The sequence below is a fragment of the Spirosoma endbachense genome, from assembly GCF_010233585.1.
In the GTDB taxonomy this organism is placed as follows: Bacteria; Bacteroidota; Bacteroidia; order Cytophagales; family Spirosomataceae; genus Spirosoma; species Spirosoma endbachense.
On record NZ_CP045997.1, the window covers coordinates 8,376,668 to 8,393,861 of the forward strand.

The following is a 17,194-nucleotide window of genomic DNA, read 5'->3' on the forward strand; positions in this document are numbered from 1 at the left end:
AATTGAATAATATCTATAGGTTAAGTAGGAAGTATTAATTTATTAATCGTTCTTTGCAACTGAAACAGGTCCCTGAAGGAAATGCTGCTGTCTAGCCAATTGAAACAACTAGCAGGAAGCATAGTCTCAGATTAGGGACTATGAAAGAGCCGATTTATGGTATGCAGGCCCAATAGCTATATTTATTGTAGAGTAGGTGAAGTTGCCAGAATCCGGTCAGACTTAGCCCATTAACAGCTTATCGACGTAGAGAACACTACCGCCATTGACTAATAAACTACCATTCACCAATAAGAACAAGTAAAAATGATCTCGAAGAAAGCAAAATATGCCATTAAGGCACTCAAGGTGCTAACCGAACAATTCGGAAATGGTCCTGTGCTGATTTCTTACATTTCAGCTCAGGAAGGTATTCCGAAAAAATTCCTGGAAGCCATTCTACTGGAATTACGAAATCATGGCATTCTTCAGAGTCAGAAAGGGAAAGGAGGAGGCTATCTGCTCCGGGTTGAACCCGAACGGGTGAATCTGGCCCAGGTCGTTCGAATAATTGACGGCCCAATTGCTCCCACACCCTGCGTTTCCCTGAACTTTTATGTCCGTTGCGACGACTGCGAAGATGAAGAAACCTGCAAAATCCGGCCCATTATGGAGCGCGTTCGTGATGCGAACCTATCTGTGTATGAACGCACTACGTTACGGTCGCTGGTACAGTCTTAGCTGGGCGTCATCTGAAAATTGGTTGTACGAGTAGCGTATATGGGTCCGTAGTTACAAGTTATTACGTCCCTACGTTCCACGCAGAGGTCGGCTCGAGATCCGGCAACTTCTGCGTGAAACGTAGGGACGCATGGTATTTATCAGGACACTATTTCTTTTTTTTCAATGTCTTCCGGTTGTCCCTGCAACACCGATTTCGCTCTTTTAACCACATTTTCGACTGTAAACCCGAAATAGGCCATCACCTCCTCGCCGGGACCAGATAATCCAAAGCGATTCATACTGATTGTTGTCCCTTCGTCTGTTACATATTTATGCCAGCCAATCGGTGATCCAACTTCAACAGCCAGTCGCTTCCGAATAGAAGGCGGCAAGACCTCATGTTGATACGTTCGGTCCTGCTTTTCGAACAACTCCCAGGAAGGCATACTAACAACCCGCGTCTGAATACCTTCCTTTCTTAGTTCGGCCTGGGCATCCAGTACCAATGAAACCTCGGAACCCGTAGCGATCAGAATCAATTGAGGAGATCCTTCGGCTTCGCTCAGAATGTAAGCTCCTTTCTCCAGACCACGTGCCGATCCATATTTGCTCTGGTCCAGCACTGGAAGTTTTTGACGGCCTAATATCAACAAGACCGGTGTTTTGGGCTGGGTCATGGCTACCCGCCAGGCTTCTGTTGTTTCATTGGCGTCGGCCGGCCGGATAACAATAGTGTTTGGAATGGTTCGGAGGGAAACAAATTGCTCAACGGGCTGATGTGTAGGCCCATCCTCGCCTAACCCGATACTATCATGCGTAAATACGAACGTTACCGACGATTCGGCCAGAGCCGTCAGGCGGATGGCTCCCCGCATGTAGTCAGAAAAGTTCAGGAATGTTCCCCCATACGGGTGCACGCCACCGTGTTGCGCCATACCATTGAGCGCGGCTCCCATAGCGTGTTCGCGAACGCCAAACCAGATATTAGAATTTCCATAATGGCCAGGCTGAAAACTAACATCGCCTTTCGTTGGCATTTCATTGGACGACGCCAGATCGGCCGAGCCTCCAACTAAATAAGGCACCCGCTGTTTTAACGCAATCAGTGCCTTACCCGATGCCTGCCGGGTTGCCAGAGGGCCATCTTCAGGCTTGAACTGGGGTAGGTCAGCATCCCAGTTTTCAGGAAGTTTACCGGCAAACGACCGACTGAAATTATCGGCTTCCGCAGAAAACTGAGCGTTGTATTGGTCAAATCGTTTTTGCCAGTCCGCCTGTAAAGTAGCGCCCTGTTGTCCGGGTTCGAGCAAATGAGGGACAACCTCTTCGGGCACAACAAATGTCTTATCAGGGTCCCATCCGAAAAACTCCTTGGTTTTCCGGACATTCTCCTCTCCCAGCGCACTACCGTGTACTTTACTGGTGCCTTCCTGCGGGCTACCATACCCGATAATGGTTCGGACGGCAATGATCGATGGGCGCTCTGTTTCGGCCTGAGCCTCCCGGATAGCTGCCTCAATGGCCTCCAGATCATTTCCATCAGCTACCTGCTGTGTATGCCAGCCATAGGCATCAAAACGAGCCATCCGATCTTCGGTAAATGCCAGATTTGTTGGCCCATCCAATGAAATCAGGTTATCATCGTAGAGATAAATCAACTTTCCTAATTTAAGGTGGCCTGCCAACGAAGCCGCTTCCGACGCAATTCCTTCCATCAGATCACCATCACTTACGATCGAATAGGTATAATGATCGACTACGGTATGCTCCTCTTTGTTGTAGGTAGCCGCCAGAAAAGCTTCGGCCATAGCCATACCCACTCCATTAGCAAACCCCTGCCCCAACGGCCCGGTTGTAACTTCAACCCCTGCCGTCAGGTTTGATTCGGGATGGCCGGGTGTTTTGGAATGGAGCTGCCGAAAACTCTTCAGGTCATCGAGCGACAGGTCGTATCCATAGAGATGCAGGAGACTATAAAGTAGCGCCGAACCATGACCTGCCGACAGCACGAACCGATCACGATCGGGCCAATGCGGGTCTTTAGGGTTGAATCGCAAAAAGCGCGACCAGAGCACGTAGGCCATCGGTGCCGCACCCAGCGGTAATCCGGGATGGCCGGAATTAGCTTTTTGAACAGCATCTACCGACAACAGCCGGATCGTATTAATACTAAGTTGGTCGAGGTCACTGGTCTTATTCGCCATAGCGGGAGAGAAAGTAGATTAAAACAATGTATCCTTGTCTACCCCTTGAAACCGGGTATTTTAACTAAACTCGTAAATGGAAAAGAAGATTGAAAAAACGATAAAATCACTGGAAATCATTTACAAAATCGCCCTGGCTTAACACATCATTAAAACTCAGTCGGAAGAGTTTATCTTCACATAACACAGGAAGTCTTAAGGGCTAGTAGCCAGGCTCATTTTGGCTATTTTGCTCAATTCCCAGATGCAACCGTTTCGATATAAGTCGTAAAATTTCAGTAAACACAACTGTTTATTAACCCTGCCGGTTATTTTTGCACCGGCTCTTGGCCGTTTTTGCCCAATTTTCCCGTCCCTCATGTCTAAGAAAACCAAGATCGTGGCCACTATCGGCCCGGCTTCCGAAACGAAAGAACAATTGTTGGCATTAGCCAAAGCCGGTGTAAACGTATTCCGGCTTAATTTTTCCCACGGTACCCACGACGATCACCTTATCAGACTTAACCGTATCCGTGAAATCAATGCGGAGTTTAACCTAAACCTCTGCGTACTACAGGATTTGCAGGGGCCGAAGATTCGTATCGGTAACGTCGAGAATAAAGACGGCGTCATGATTCTGCCTGGCAACAGACTGGTATTTACAAACGATGATGTACTGGGTACAGCAGAGCGCGTAAGTACTCCCTACAAAGACATGTACAAAGATGTCCATGCGGGCGAGCGTATTCTGATGGACGACGGCAAACTGGAGGTTCGGGTAATTGGCACCGAAGGCACCGACGTAGTCACTGAAGTTGTTTATGGTGGATCCATGAAGTCTAAAAAAGGCGTCAACCTGCCCAATACGCGGGTATCAATGCCTGCCGTAACCGACAAAGACTGGGAAGACCTTAAGTTTGGCCTCGAACACAATGCCGAATGGATCGCGCTGTCTTTTGTTCGTGAAGCCTCTGAAATTATCGAGATTAAAGAATACATCAAATCTCAGGGTAAAAACTGCCGCGTTATTGCCAAAATCGAAAAACCTGAAGCCATTCAGAACATCGATGCCATTATTGCAGCAACTGACGGCCTGATGGTGGCACGCGGTGACCTTGGCGTCGAACTACCCGCCGAGGAAGTACCAATGATTCAGAAAATGCTGGTTGAGAAGTGTAACAAAGCCGCAAAACCGGTCATTGTTGCTACGCAGATGCTCGAAAGTATGATCGATGCTCCCCGCCCAACCCGCGCCGAAATCAATGACATCGCCAATTCGGTTCTCGATGGGGCCGACGCCGTGATGCTAAGTGCCGAAACAGCTTCTGGTAAATACCCGATTCTGGCGGTCGAGAGTATGGCCAATACCATTTTGCAGGTTGAAAACACAACCGACAAGATTTATTATCGGTATCACGCCTACGTTAATGAACATCCGAGCGAAAATGTCATTAATGACAACGTCGTTATGAGTGCCTGCCGTCTGGCACGCGACACCAAGGCGAAAGCGGTTATCGGGATTACCAATTCGGGCTATACAGCAGTACGGCTATCGCATCACCGGCCTAAAGCTGACTTGTTTGTCTTCTCCAACGATCCGCAACTACGCAACACGCTCGGGTTGTACTGGGGTGTTCAGGTGTTACCTTACGAGCCAAACCCTGAGCTAACGGTCGATCAGACTGTAGAAGGTATCAAACAGACGCTGATCAGTCAGGGCAAGCTGGCTTCCGGCGATATTTTTATCAATACCCTCAGTATGCCACTCACACAGGCTCGCCGAACCAATACGGTGAAGCTAAGTTCTGTCGATTAATGATTAGAGCCAATTTTCGGATTGGCTCTAACGACTAAAAAGCCGCGAAACCAAGGGTCATCGCGGCTTTTCCGTTCTCACTGAAAATGGAGATTTTTATTAGTTTATGTTTTTAGATGTCTGCTTTCCGTAAGCAATCATCCAGAAACATAAACCCAATTATGCTTTTTCTTCTTCTGTTTCGGCGGCCGATGCTTCGGCAGGCGTTTCCTCTGTAGATGCCTCTGCCGATTCGTCAGTTGGTTTTTCGAACACTTCGGGCGCGTATTGACGCAGAATGCCGAACCACACAATTAATTTTTTAATATCAGCCTGCCGAACCCGTTCGCGATCATAATCAGGCACAACCGACGCCATAAAATCGGCTAGTTCGCTGGGTGATCCTTTTGGATCAACGGTCAGTGTTTCGCCATATTTATCATTGACAGCCAACAGCACATCAGCAAGCGGAATCGACTGATCGGCCGTATCGACGTAAATCGAAATATCGTTCAGAACCGACACCCGAGCCGTTGGGCCCATCATTGTTTTAGCCTTCTTGTCGTCCAGCGATTCAACAATAACACCATTTCGGCTAGGTTTCAAAATCCGAAAAAGGCCGCTTTGACCGGCAATGTTGGCAATTTGTTTTAATGCTTCCATAGATACTTTGTAAAATTGTAACGCCTGTTTAGGCCGACGTATTGCCTTTTTTAGTGGGTAATTAGGTTAAATGATAATTAAGAATCTGGATTGATGAAGTTAATTTGGTTAGTCCAGTTCCCTTACCTATTTCCTATACTCCTGGTTCAGCGGCCTGATAAAGGACAGGATTTCCTCACGCCCGGCAGCCGTAACAGCAGAGGTAACAAAAAACTGGGGAGCTTCTTCCCATGTTTCCAGCAATTTAGCCCGATAGGTATCCAGCGTTGCCTGCAACTTGGTTGGACCGAGTTTTTCTGTTTTGGTAAACACAATCACAAATGGCAATCCTTTCTCGCCCAGATTATACATAAAATCGAGGTCAATTTTTTGCGGCTCAATGCGAGAATCGACCAGCACAAAAATACACAGTAAATTGGGTCGGCTAGTCAGATAGCCATCAATCAGAGCTGCAAATTTCTCGCGCTCAGTTTTACTTACCTGCGCATAACCGTAGCCAGGCAAATCGACCAGATACCATTCATTGTCGATCACAAAGTGATTGATCAACTGGGTCTTACCCGGTTTCCCTGAAATTTTAGCCAGCGATGAACGGCCGGTCAGCATATTAATCAGTGACGATTTCCCTACATTAGAACGGCCAATGAAAGCGTACTCGGGCCGGTCGGGCTTAGGGCATTTGGCTGGATCAGAATTACTGACAAAGAACTCAGCTTGTTTAACGGGCATAGCAATGATGGCTGAAACGAGTACAAAGGTCGGAAAGAATAAGGAAAATGGCACACTGTTTGCCTTTTGAGAAAGTGCGTATTAATTTGCTTATTCAACACCGGTAGAAACGAAAATGCCCATCCGGTGCGTTATTCATCCGAAACTCAAAAATCACCGGTGTACCGGTCCGAGCATGAAAAAAGTTATTTGGTTATTAACCATTCTATTCGTCGGATTTAGCTACTCAGCCACACAGGCCATTTCTGCTGGCGATCATAAACCAGCCCCTAAAGAAGATAGTGAGGGAATCCAGTTTACCGATGCTGCGTGGAAAGACATTCTTAAGAAGGCAAAAGCGGAAAAGAAAGTAATTTTTCTGGACGCCTATGCAAGCTGGTGCGGTCCCTGCAAGCTTCTTCAGAAGAATGTATTTACCAAAAAAGCGGTGGGTGAAGTCTATAATGCCAAGTTTATCAACGTAAAAATGGATATGGAAAAAGGGGAAGGGCCTGCTCTGTCGCAGGTTTACCCACTGGAAGCTTATCCAACGTTATTGTTCATTGATAGCAATGGCAAAATACTGAAAAAGGTAATCGGGCTTCAAACTCCTGAAAATCTGATCGCTATCGGTAAGAGCGTGAAGTAATCTGAACGTTGCTTCACTTATCATTGTCGAAGGGCCGATTTTAGCAAATCGGCCCTTCGGCTTTTTAGGACTTTTGTTTGGAAACGAAACAGAGCCGTGCCACGGTTAACCATCGCTTATTGATGAACCGTGGCACGGCTCTGTTGTCTCCAAATTTACCTTCATCAATCGCGATTTCACCACGACATACATACTGGCCAGTACGCTTAAAATGATAGCGGCTAGGGTTAGTTGATTGACTAAAGGCCGGTGGAGCGCAGCCAAAACCAACCCATTGATCCCTAGTTGTACGAGGGCATACAAAGCAGATACGCGCAGGTGAGACCAGTGTTTTTTATGCACAAGCAGTTGGAACAAATGAAGTCGGTGGGCCTGAAAAATATTGTGTCGTAAATAGAGCCGGTGCGTAATTGTCAGAACACTATCGATACCATATACAGCTAAAAACAGGGTTGGCAGATAGGTCTGACTAGCCTTAATAAACACAATTAACGCATATAGGATAATAAAGGCGATGGATACACTACCTACGTCCCCGGCAAAACAGATGGCCCTGGATCGCGCATTGAAGTAGCTGAAAATGAGCACTGCAACGAGAGTAAATGGCAATAGTGCGTTGTTTATAGCCCCTTCTGGTAGGTGCTGTAGGTAGGCATACCAGAATGTTCCAACCGTAACAAGGCTATAAAAAGCAGTGATACCGTTGATGCCATCCATGAAGTTATAGGCGTTCAGAATGCCAACGCCAATTATCAATAGGACTCCCATCATCCAGAATTCGAGGTCGAAACCAGTTGTCTGGTAAAGCATCAAACCAATCCCGATAAAGTGCATACTAATCCGGTATCGATTTGCCAGCGAGTGAAGATCATCCAGAAAACTTATTGCGGCTACCAACGACAGTCCCGCAAAAAAGTAAGGAAAGTCAAAATAAGTAAAGACGAACGCACCCCAGGCCGCAATCCAGAAGAGAACTCCTCCACCCCTGATGGTCGTCTGACCTCTATGTGAGCTTCGCTCATTGGGCCTATCGACAATGCCAAAATACTGCGCTAAACGCAGGTAGGACACTTCGCTGGCAACCAGCAAGGCAGTCAGAAACGCATAACCAATGAGGGTCATTTGAAGCTATCAAGGACAGAGCGTGGATTCCAGTTCAGGTGCTGGCGAGCGGCTTCATCCGAAAAAGTTAGCGAGCCCGTCAATTTTTGCAGAGCAGCGGAGTCAAGTGGAAACCTGCGACCAATAAGAGCGTTTATACCATCACCGACATAAGCAATCGCTTTGGAAAAGCTCAGTGGAATCGACGGAATACGGTTTCTGCCAACGGTACGGGCAATGGCGTCTTCGAGCTCACGAACACTTGGATGCCGCCCATCGGTAAGGTTATAGATACCAGAAACCGACGCAGCCCGAATGATAACAGCAGCCACATCGTCGGCCCGAACCATACTCCGACGGGTTAAACCAGCACCGATCCGCACATAATAGCCTCGACGTATGCCTTTCAGCATGGCAGCCAGATTACCGGTAGGCTGTTCAGCTACTACGAGCGGTAACCGCAAAATTGTTACCCGAACGCCATTCTTTACCCCCCATGCCTGCACGACGGCTTCTGCCTTAACCTTACTGTAGCCATAAGCATCCTTGGCATCGAGTGATGTCTGTTCGTTGAGGTGCTTTCCCTCCGAGCGTCCATACACCAGCACAGTACTGATGTGAACGATCGATTGCGGCAAAACCGGTAATTTTTCTAGTGAAGCCAGTAACCGGGCCGTACCCTGCACGTTCACTCGTTCATAATCGGCCAGCTCCTGTGAATTGCGTGGTACAGAATGGGCCTTGCCTGCAGCATTAACGACAACATCGAAGGAATGGCCTATCAGATCAGGGGCTTCTTTTGCTAAATCGCAAACAATATGGCGACTACCACTAAGCTGCCGACCCAGTGTCGTTACCGAGTTATCAGGCTCAAGTTCTTTCAGAATCCGGCTCCCCAGAAAACCGGAAGCGCCTGTCAGCAGAATAGTCATAGGGCCGACGTTTCAGAATGATTAACCGAAGGCACAACGTTAAGAATCTGTCTGGCCATAGCGGCCATGATTGCCCGTCGCTGAAATCTGGCCACAAAAGCAGTGCGATAGGCCGTTCGGTAAGGCGTCGCGCGCAGTTGCGTCACCAGCTTATTCACATTACCGGGGTCGAACAGAATGCTGTTTTCAATGTATTCCAGCACAAATTGGGCGGCATAGCCCGCTACACCAGCTATAACCGGCTTATCGGTGGCTCCGTATTCAAATAATTTAGAGGGCAGAACACGTTTAAACGCATCAAGATCATTAAGATGAACAAACAGATAATCAGCCTTTTGGTACTCGCGCAGTAACTCTTTCCGGCCTACAGGTTTGCGTAATTCGACATTCAGAACACCCTCAATCTGAATAACAGCCTCTAGTTTAGCCTTTGCTCCGCCGTCGCCAATGACGATAAATCGATAGGCATCGCCCAACAGTCGGGCCGCCTGTGGAATGATTTTATGTAGCCCCTGTCCTTCGCCAATGTTACCGGCATAAAGAATTAATTTTTCCAGAGTAATCCGACCTGTCGAAGGTGTAAGTGAAAGAAATTCATCGTCAATCCCATTCGTAAAATAACTGTAGGTTGCCTGTGGATAGGGATTAAAATACGATCTAAACCCTTCTGAAACCAGGTTCATGTGCTTCGCATAGCTGAACGTATAACGCTCAACGACGCTCAGGACCAGATTCAGGCCGAAGCGCCAAAATTGGCCCCAACGATTTCTAACCATCTCCAGAATTGTTTCGCGAAATAGATCCCGAATATCGAGGACTAAGGGAAGGAATTTACCGCGTGCTAATCGCGCTCCCAGAAAAGCAGTAAACAATCGTGACGAAGACGCAACGACCAAATCGTACTGTTGCCCATTTGTCAGTCGATGAGCCGTTCTATAATAAGTCAGAAACGAACGCATCTGGTCAACATATCCACTGGCATGAGTCGGAACGGCAACGCGGTCGATTCGCACCCGGCAGCTTAGATTGCCTCCTCTTTCTTCATGGCCAGGAGCGGCCAGCTTAAACGACTGGTAGCGGTTCGGCTGCGTCGTAACTACGTGAATCAGGTCTCCTGATGTAAGCTGGCTAGCTAGTTCTTCCACTAACGGCGTATTTCGAAATGAGCCAGCGCAAAGATCAGGTTCGAAATAAAAAGTCAGGTATAAAATTCTCATTCATTGTGGGTTACGATGGTATGCAGGTAATTCGTAAACGTAATTTCCAGGCAATGCCCAGACCGCAATCGGTTGAAGCCATCAGCCATCGAATAGGGCTTTAGCACGAGTTTCGGCGTTGTATCCGATAAAAACCTTAGCTCTATCGGCCCAGCTATCACATGGTCGGTATATGATCTCACCAACACATCGGGATGAAAGTGCAAACGGGCAACATAGAATAGCCTAGTTTTACAATCGACTTTGTGACCTATAATTCGATCCAAGATACTAAACTTTAGTGATTCTATTTCCCAGTTTCGAACATGCGTTATGCCAAGGCTACGGTAGCCGTCATGGTGAGCAGCAATTCCCACGTCACTTTCCCTGCGTATTGCTACGTGCGCTCGCCGTCCAACCCGAAACCCGCCCCAAACTTCCGATGAGTTGTATGCACTGATTTCTACCGTGTTATGCGCAGCCGTGCTCCGCTCCCATGCCCGACGCGACCCAATCTGATAGGTCGATGTGCCGCTATCTACAATGACAGGTGTCCCATCTACGTAGAGTACAAACGAGAACGTATCAGCGTGAGCATGACCGGGCTGATGGTCAGGGCCGACAGCTCCGGCGTCCACAAAAAGCTCATAATGTGGCCAACGGTACATTCGGTAGCCGCTATCCTGGTCGGTCTGTGAGAAAATTAACATTTCAGCCCGTTTGCTTTTCTTCCGAAATGGCAGATTCTGTGCCTTTACCAGAATCTGCGCGGAAGTTGGTGCAATACCGAAAGCAGCATCATTAACCATTGGCACATCACCGTTAGAAAACGTAATCGCCTTTAGCCAGTCAAGCATTTTTGTGCTTATTCCGGCCAAGAATTCAACAAGACTGGCGTCGTTATGCCATGAATTTGCCTGTAAAGCGATCAAGACATCCAGCAGTCGATCGAGCAATAGCTGATGATACATGGGGCTACGTTCATCATGGGCGCCATCGGCCAGTATTTGTATGGTCAACTCCTGCCGAAGCAGTTTCGAGGCTCGACGAAACCAGTGTTCCTGTTGAAAATACAATGCTCCCAGGAGAAGGGCGAAGCCATTTTCGAGTAAGTGATTGCCAGCAAGATGATATTCCAGACGCTTGTTTACTAAGTCAATCTGAGCAAACAGATGAATCTCTATTTTATTGTCACGAACCTGGTGTCGGCTTAGGAATTGTATCCAGTTTATAATTCGCAATGATGTTGGGTATGGTTCCAGGCCATCGCTGAGCGAATCAGTATGGGTAATAAATTCATGAATCAATCGCTGGCCTTCTTCAGTTGTCAGACAGGGGCTGGTTTGATTCAGGTAATCGAAATAATTGAGATTGTAGGTCCAGAGCTTCCCATTCTGAACATAATTCCAGTCAATGGCAGACGCAAACAGAACCGGCTGATTTAAAAATGTAAATGTTCTATCTGTATAAGACACTGGTTTATCCGCTTCTGGCACGACCAGAAAATATCCAATTGGAGCCTGTTTCGGTAAGCGAAGTTTCGGTCGTTTTCGCAGACGATTGACGAGTTGATAGGCAATCTGCCTGACGCGCAAATAGCGAACGGTCCGCCAGATAAGACCAATCTTACTCATGTTCCTGAAAAAGCTCGATACGACTTACGTCTATCCACCCCTTTTCGCGCAGGCTTTGCAACGCAGCCAGGGTCGTTTGGGTTGTATTAATTAGCTCATCAAATGGAATAAGCTGCTCTCCTGTGGGGTTAACTTTCCCGTTTCGGAGCTGTCGAACTAATCGTGACATCTGCTCAACATGACCTTTATCCTGCCGCCCAGACATACTCGAAAAACCCATAAATCCGTAGCCTGTCAGTTTGCGAAAGTTGTCGAGTACAAGGGTCCGTTCCTGCGAATAAACCTCTATACGCTCCTTTGCATAGGCTTTGCTGCCATTGGCAAAATAATTGATAACCCCTGTTGACCCGTTTTCATAGCGTAACAGTAGCGAGGCCGAATCACTGGTTTCGGAAGGCTGCTTCCCCATTGCATTCATACATACACTGATTACTCGGCTACTTGTCAGGAAGGTAATCAAATCAACAAAATGACAGGCCTCTCCCAAAATTCGACCACCACCCACAGCCCGATCATGCACCCATGAATTCGCGGGAATTGCCCCGGCATTCATCGTGGCAATAACATTCATCGGGATTTGGCCCGACAGGTCCCCACCCAGCAACGATTTCATCTTCTGGGAATAGAGTGAAAATCGTCGATTGAAACCAACCATAACCAAGCGCCCTGCCTGTTGCTGAGCTTCCATGATCTGTGCTACCTCGTCGTTGTGAATCGCCAGTGGTTTTTCAACAAATACGTGTTTGCCAGCCCGCAAAGCCTGGACCGTCATACGGGCATGGCTATTGTGCCGGGTCGTGATTACACAGAGGTCAATGTCAGGATCATTAAGTAGTTGTCCATAGTCCGATGTACTTTCACTGACACCATATTTTCTGGCTAGTAACGTAGCACTTAGTCCACTGGCGCTAGCAATCGCTTTGATATTCGCACCAGCCGCCTTTAGCGCTGGCAGCAGGGTTGCAGCGGTGAAATTTCCGGCGCCGATAATGCCGACTGTACCCGCATTCGGCTCGTATTTAGCTTCATAAAGCTTTACTGTCGAGGTCTGGCTAACCGATTCGGGATAGCACATTAACGATGCGATGCCTGGCCGATTTTTCTGCCCAATCGTACTATAGATTTTATAGTAATCAGCAAAGGGAACAACCTCGGCAATAAGCTGTTTTACAGGCAGCTGACCACTGGCGATCAATTGTAGAATTGTCTGAAAATTGCGATTCTCCGTCCACCGGACAAAGGGTAAGGGATAGTCATGGCCCTGTTGTTCATATTCCTCATCGTAGCGGCCAGGACCGTAGGAACAGGATACCTGAAACGCCAACTCCTTCTCATAAAACTCAGCACGATTCAGGTTTAGCCCTACCACACCGACTACTATAATGCGGCCCCGTTTACGGCTCATGCGGGCCGCCTGCGATACGAGTTCATCCGTTCTGGCAGAAGCCGTGATCAGCACCCCATCGGCACCAATGTTGTTTGTGAGCGACAACACAGCTTTCACCGGATCGGTATCTCTGGCCGGGTTCAGCGCTATAATACCCCGTTGCCTGGCCAGTTCAAGTTTGGTTTCGTCTACGTCCAGACCAATAACGCGGCAGCCATTTAGTCGCAGCAATTCGGCGGTGAGCAGCCCAATGAGCCCTAAACCAACAACGACTATTGTTTCGCCTAAGGTGGGAAGTAATAGCCGGATACCCTGCAAGCCAATAGCGCCAATCACGGTAAACACCGCTTCATCATCGCTCACCCCATCGGGAACGTGGGCAACCAGATTGCGCGGTACACAAACAAGCTCGGCATGAGGACCATTCGATGCCACCCGATCACCAATGTGCAGATCCGTAATGCCCTCCCCCACACCCAATACGGTTCCAACGTTGCAGTAACCAAGTGGCAGCGGTTGGTCGAGCTTACGAAATACGGCCTCAAGGGTAGGCCGCAAGCCATCGCTCTGGATTTTCTCCAACACCTGTTTCACCTTATCGGGTTGTTGCCGGGCTTTGGCAATCAGGTTGGCCTTCCCAAATTCAACGAGCATTCGCTCCGTACCTAGCGAGACTAATGATCGATGTGTTTGAATCAACACTTGCCCTCGACGTACCTGGGGGGCAGGGACCTCTTCGAGCAGTGTTTCGCCCGTTTTAAGATTCTGAATAAGTTGTTTCATGACGGTGGGAATAAATAGCGAACAGAGACCTTCACAAAGTGCCCTGAGTCAATTCTAACTAACCAGCCTCTGCTACTTTTATGTTTCCATCAGTTTTGTAACAATTCGGCCAGCCGCTTGCCCGTCCCACAAAGGTGGGATGACGCCCTGTTTAGTTCGGCCGTTAAGCACATCCAGTACTTTTTCGCGCACGGTTTGCGCATTCAGATCAGCTACTAATTGATTGGTCCCCAGTTCGACGGTTACGGGCCGCTCGGTTGAATCACGGAACGTCAGACAGGGCACTCTTAGATAAGTTGTTTCTTCCTGAATGCCTCCCGAATCGGTGATCACAATAGCCGCATGTTCCATCAGGTTCAGAAATTCCAGGTACCCTTGTGGCTCCAGCAACTGAACATTCGGGATGGCCATTAGCTGGCCAATCAGTCCACACTCCGTCAGGCTAGAACGCGTACGCGGATGCATGGGGAATAACACCGTTTTGTACTGGGCAGTACTGGCCACTATCTCGATAATACGTAGTAGTCCTTTTTCGGCATCGACATTGGCCGGGCGATGCATCGTTATCAGTACGTAACTCTGGGGGCTCAGCCCCAGGCTTTCTATGCTGGTTAGCTCATTGGCTTTCGCGCGATAATGCACCAGTGAATCGATCATGACGTTACCCACGAACTGAATTCTTTCGTCAGTTACCCCTTCGCGCTTCAGATTATCGACACCCGCCTGTTCCGTCACAAACAGCGTATCAGCAATCGAGTCAGTCAGGATTCGGTTGATTTCTTCGGGCATTCGGCGGTCGCCGGATCGTAAGCCAGCCTCCACGTGAGCAATTCGAACGCCCATTCTTACGGCTACCAGGGCACAGGCAATCGTACTCGTCACATCTCCAACAACCAGCACCCAATCTGGCTGCTCAACAAGCATAACCTCCTCGAACTTCAGCATGATTTCGGCGGTCTGCTGCGTATGCGTCCCTGTTGCAACGCCCAGGTAATAATCAGGCTGAGGCAGATTGAGCTGATTGAAGAAGATATCACTCATACGCGCATCGTAGTGCTGGCCTGTATGAATAATTTTCGACTCAATAGCCGGATGATGCTGAAAAGCGCGATGTAAGGGAGCAACCTTCATAAAATTCGGGCGCGCTCCAACAATACTAAGAATTTTTTTCATGGGTAAACGGTGGGTATAATAGGCTAGCCGACTGTAGGTCAGCCTCAAAGCCTGCTAGTTCCTGATGCGTATTAAACCGTAAGCCTGTTTGCCGTTTCAATACCATATCCCGGATAAACAGCATTAATAAGGTGGACAACTCTACTTCCAACCAGTTGCGATTATTTTCCAGAAAAGGCTGCATAACTGCCCGTTGGTGACCAACATCTTTGGGCCAGAATCGCCAGACTTTCTTTACGGCCCCCTGCCAGATTGTTAACCGACGAAAGTCATCGATATGGGCGATGATGTCGTTATATTGAATATTGATGAATTCGCTAATCCCTTCAAACGGCTCAGACCGCGACGTTAACAGGATCGAAACGATGTCATAACGATCGGTCGTAAACGTTACAGTCAAATCGTCGTCCGGCTCATTCGGATTGGCATAAGCGATCTGAATGTCAATCCAGTCAGGTATGCTTCGCCAGAAAAATAAATGAATGGTCAGGTCAATCCAGTGACCCAGATTGCCACAGATCCGAGTGCCTTCTTCAGCATTTCTATACCAGTGTTCGGACGGGATCTGATGCCCGTTAATGACATAGCTGATGCTAAAACCAGCTGCTTCTGAAGAAGAATCCACACGTTTTCGGAGCAATTGGATTGCTTTTGAGTAAGGTCGATTATAGCCTGCAAACACCTGACCCGATGATTGCCGCACCGCCTGACAAAGCCTCACCAGTTGTTGTCGGGTCACCGAAACAGGTTTTTCGACATAAACGATTTTGTTTCGGGTCAATCCTTCTACAGCATAGGCCGTATGCGATGCATGGTTCGACACCACATACAAAACCGCCAGATCCGGATTATTCAGTAAGGCATCCGGCGTAGTTGTTACTTCCCGAAAACCATAGTACCGGCTCAGCGATCGGGCCTGTTGTCCATCCGTATCAAATGCGCTCAGAAACGCAGTGCCGATTTGTTTTTTCAGATAATAACACACACAACTAAAGGCAAACTGGCCGCATCCAATGACCGAAATAGCCGGTTTCCGGCGAATAAAAACCAAAGGTCGTAACCAGGGAGGGCGAGTTCGGGCTATTGCTTTATTGATAGCCCGTGACCAACCGTAAATTCCGGCAAAACGCAGTAATTTCTTAAATTCTCCGCTGGGTCCTAGCGGTTTATTCATCTGGCTACCTCCTCATAAAACCTCTCCCACTTCGCCACATTTGCATAAATATCAAACCTTCTATGCGCCAATTCTGTCGCCTGTTTACGATAAAAGTGGTATGTTTCTGAAGGCATTTGTATGTAGTATTCGATCACCTGCCGTAGCTCATTGGGTGTATTGGCAACCCAACTACCCGCCTGTTCGCTTTCGAGCAATTGCCAGGGCGTTCCTGTCGAGGCAACAACGGGTGTACCCTGTGCTAACGACTCGATCACGACATTCCCGAAGTTTTCGGCATGCGACGGCAGGATGGTTATCCGCGCATCAGCATACAATTGCTCTTTTTCAGTACCCCAAACCGGCCCAACAAAGTTTATCTTTTCCGCTAGATTCACGCTTTTGGCGAGTGTTTTTAAATGCTGGAGATAGCCATCTGAATCAGGTCCTGCAATCGTCAAAACAAAGTCGCTCCTCCGAAAAATAACTGATTCGCTCAGTGCTTTAATCAGGTGATCAATGGCCTTAATTGGATGTAAGCGTCCGATAAAAAGCAGGTAGTTTCGCGCCTTCCGTTCAACTACTGGCGGCATTTCCATCATATTCTCAATTTCACTTATGGCCGCATTCGGACCAAAGTGCTTTCGAATGTGATCCGTTTCGGCTAAAGAAGTCGAATGAAACACAATTCCTTTACTTATGCTCCGAAACAAACGAAGCAGGAGTCGCTTCAATCTTGGTCGATAACTTAGCGCACTAGGGCTTAACTCTCCGTGTGGTGCCCAAATGATGCGTTTACCCAATAGTTGCGCAGCCATTACCAGAAGCACCGAACTAGGGTAGAATAAGCTGTTGATATGGGCTACATCGGCCTTGCGGATAGCGCCAATTGCATACCAGATGTGTTTGAAAGGGAGATAGAAATGAGGGTTTTTTGTATAGATTACCTGCCCACAATCCATCTCCAGCCAACGGTCAATAGGAACTGTCGGTGGTAGATCCTGTGAAGTAGCCACCACTGTTACCTGTCGCCCGGCTTGCCTCATCGCTTTGGCCTGCCAGTAAATACCATTACTTGGACCGCCCATTTGGGATGGATAAAACCAGTCTGCCGACATCATGATATGCATACCAG

At 48.1% G+C, this 17,194-nt stretch carries 14 protein-coding genes; 3 read left to right on the forward strand and 11 right to left on the reverse strand.

Annotated features, from left to right (window positions below; translation table 11 throughout):
• Positions 1-306 precede the first annotated feature (306 nt).
• A complete protein-coding gene (locus GJR95_RS33980) occupies positions 307-720 on the forward strand; it encodes an RrF2 family transcriptional regulator (protein WP_162390087.1) in 414 nt (137 codons plus the stop codon).
• Between the two features lie 140 nt (positions 721-860).
• Here GJR95_RS33980 and tkt read toward each other — a convergent pair whose 3' ends face one another.
• Entirely contained in the window at positions 861-2,906 is a 2,046-nt protein-coding gene (gene tkt / locus GJR95_RS33985; protein WP_162390088.1) for a transketolase, read from the reverse strand.
• A 358-nt stretch (positions 2,907-3,264) separates the two neighbouring features.
• Between tkt and pyk the strand changes: the two genes are divergently transcribed.
• Entirely contained in the window at positions 3,265-4,701 is a 1,437-nt protein-coding gene (gene pyk, locus GJR95_RS33990) for a pyruvate kinase (RefSeq protein ID WP_162390089.1), read from the forward strand.
• A gap of 159 nt (positions 4,702-4,860) precedes the next feature.
• Here the strand turns inward: pyk and GJR95_RS33995 are convergent, their stop codons facing one another.
• Together GJR95_RS33995 and yihA are read right to left on the reverse strand one after the other, a co-directional pair.
• Positions 4,861-5,343, reverse strand: a complete 483-nt coding sequence (locus GJR95_RS33995; RefSeq protein WP_162390090.1) for a DUF5606 family protein — start codon at positions 5,341-5,343, stop codon at positions 4,861-4,863.
• 126 nt (positions 5,344-5,469) lie between these two features.
• On the reverse strand, positions 5,470-6,072 hold the full coding sequence (yihA, locus tag GJR95_RS34000) for a ribosome biogenesis GTP-binding protein YihA/YsxC (protein WP_162391973.1): 603 nt from the start codon (positions 6,070-6,072) through the stop codon (positions 5,470-5,472).
• A gap of 175 nt (positions 6,073-6,247) precedes the next feature.
• Here yihA and GJR95_RS34005 point away from each other — a divergent pair, with 175 nt between their 5' ends.
• Positions 6,248-6,700, forward strand: coding sequence for a thioredoxin family protein (locus tag GJR95_RS34005; protein WP_162390091.1), 453 nt, complete (start codon positions 6,248-6,250; stop codon positions 6,698-6,700).
• Between the two features lie 105 nt (positions 6,701-6,805).
• Here GJR95_RS34005 and GJR95_RS34010 read toward each other — a convergent pair whose 3' ends face one another.
• The 8 genes from GJR95_RS34010 to GJR95_RS34045 form a co-directional block, all read right to left on the reverse strand.
• Entirely contained in the window at positions 6,806-7,822 is a 1,017-nt protein-coding gene (locus GJR95_RS34010; protein WP_162390092.1) for an MraY family glycosyltransferase, read from the reverse strand.
• Complete coding sequence (locus tag GJR95_RS34015) at positions 7,819-8,733, reverse strand: NAD-dependent epimerase/dehydratase family protein (protein WP_162390093.1); 915 nt, start codon at positions 8,731-8,733, stop codon at positions 7,819-7,821. Before GJR95_RS34015 ends, GJR95_RS34010 begins: the two co-directional genes overlap by 4 nt.
• Positions 8,730-9,950: a glycosyltransferase family 4 protein gene (locus GJR95_RS34020; RefSeq protein ID WP_162390094.1), complete on the reverse strand. Its 1,221-nt coding sequence runs from the start codon at positions 9,948-9,950 to the stop codon at positions 8,730-8,732. Before GJR95_RS34020 ends, GJR95_RS34015 begins: the two co-directional genes overlap by 4 nt.
• Entirely contained in the window at positions 9,947-11,563 is a 1,617-nt protein-coding gene (locus GJR95_RS34025) for an alginate lyase family protein (RefSeq protein WP_162390095.1), read from the reverse strand. Before GJR95_RS34025 ends, GJR95_RS34020 begins: the two co-directional genes overlap by 4 nt.
• The gene (locus GJR95_RS34030; protein WP_162390096.1) at positions 11,556-13,733 is read right to left on the reverse strand and encodes a bi-domain-containing oxidoreductase; all 2,178 of its coding nucleotides are present in this window, start codon (positions 13,731-13,733) and stop codon (positions 11,556-11,558) included. The genes GJR95_RS34025 and GJR95_RS34030 overlap by 8 nt, the downstream gene beginning before the upstream one ends.
• Positions 13,734-13,811: 78 nt before the next feature.
• Positions 13,812-14,906, reverse strand: a complete 1,095-nt coding sequence (gene wecB / locus GJR95_RS34035) for a non-hydrolyzing UDP-N-acetylglucosamine 2-epimerase (RefSeq protein WP_162390097.1) — start codon at positions 14,904-14,906, stop codon at positions 13,812-13,814.
• The gene (locus tag GJR95_RS34040) at positions 14,890-16,080 is read right to left on the reverse strand and encodes a Gfo/Idh/MocA family protein (RefSeq protein WP_162390098.1); all 1,191 of its coding nucleotides are present in this window, start codon (positions 16,078-16,080) and stop codon (positions 14,890-14,892) included. The genes wecB and GJR95_RS34040 overlap by 17 nt, the downstream gene beginning before the upstream one ends.
• Positions 16,077-17,189, reverse strand: coding sequence for a glycosyltransferase family 4 protein (locus tag GJR95_RS34045; RefSeq protein WP_162390099.1), 1,113 nt, complete (start codon positions 17,187-17,189; stop codon positions 16,077-16,079). Before GJR95_RS34045 ends, GJR95_RS34040 begins: the two co-directional genes overlap by 4 nt.
• Between the last annotated feature and the right edge of the window lie 5 nt (positions 17,190-17,194).

Coding starts and splice junctions, on each gene's coding strand:
- GJR95_RS34010 (WP_162390092.1), bottom strand. CDS start 7,822: ATGACCCTCATTGGTTATGCGTTTCTGACTGCCTTGCTGGTTGCCAGC.
- wecB (WP_162390097.1), bottom strand. CDS start 14,906: ATGAAAAAAATTCTTAGTATTGTTGGAGCGCGCCCGAATTTTATGAAG.
- GJR95_RS34015 (WP_162390093.1), bottom strand. CDS start 8,733: ATGACTATTCTGCTGACAGGCGCTTCCGGTTTTCTGGGGAGCCGGATT.
- GJR95_RS34045 (WP_162390099.1), bottom strand. CDS start 17,189: ATGCATATCATGATGTCGGCAGACTGGTTTTATCCATCCCAAATGGGC.
- pyk (WP_162390089.1), top strand. CDS start 3,265: ATGTCTAAGAAAACCAAGATCGTGGCCACTATCGGCCCGGCTTCCGAA.
- GJR95_RS33995 (WP_162390090.1), bottom strand. CDS start 5,343: ATGGAAGCATTAAAACAAATTGCCAACATTGCCGGTCAAAGCGGCCTT.
- GJR95_RS34030 (WP_162390096.1), bottom strand. CDS start 13,733: ATGAAACAACTTATTCAGAATCTTAAAACGGGCGAAACACTGCTCGAA.
- GJR95_RS34040 (WP_162390098.1), bottom strand. CDS start 16,080: ATGAATAAACCGCTAGGACCCAGCGGAGAATTTAAGAAATTACTGCGT.
- GJR95_RS34005 (WP_162390091.1), top strand. CDS start 6,248: ATGAAAAAAGTTATTTGGTTATTAACCATTCTATTCGTCGGATTTAGC.
- GJR95_RS34025 (WP_162390095.1), bottom strand. CDS start 11,563: ATGAGTAAGATTGGTCTTATCTGGCGGACCGTTCGCTATTTGCGCGTC.
- tkt (WP_162390088.1), bottom strand. CDS start 2,906: ATGGCGAATAAGACCAGTGACCTCGACCAACTTAGTATTAATACGATC.
- GJR95_RS33980 (WP_162390087.1), top strand. CDS start 307: ATGATCTCGAAGAAAGCAAAATATGCCATTAAGGCACTCAAGGTGCTA.
- GJR95_RS34020 (WP_162390094.1), bottom strand. CDS start 9,950: ATGAGAATTTTATACCTGACTTTTTATTTCGAACCTGATCTTTGCGCT.
- yihA (WP_162391973.1), bottom strand. CDS start 6,072: ATGCCCGTTAAACAAGCTGAGTTCTTTGTCAGTAATTCTGATCCAGCC.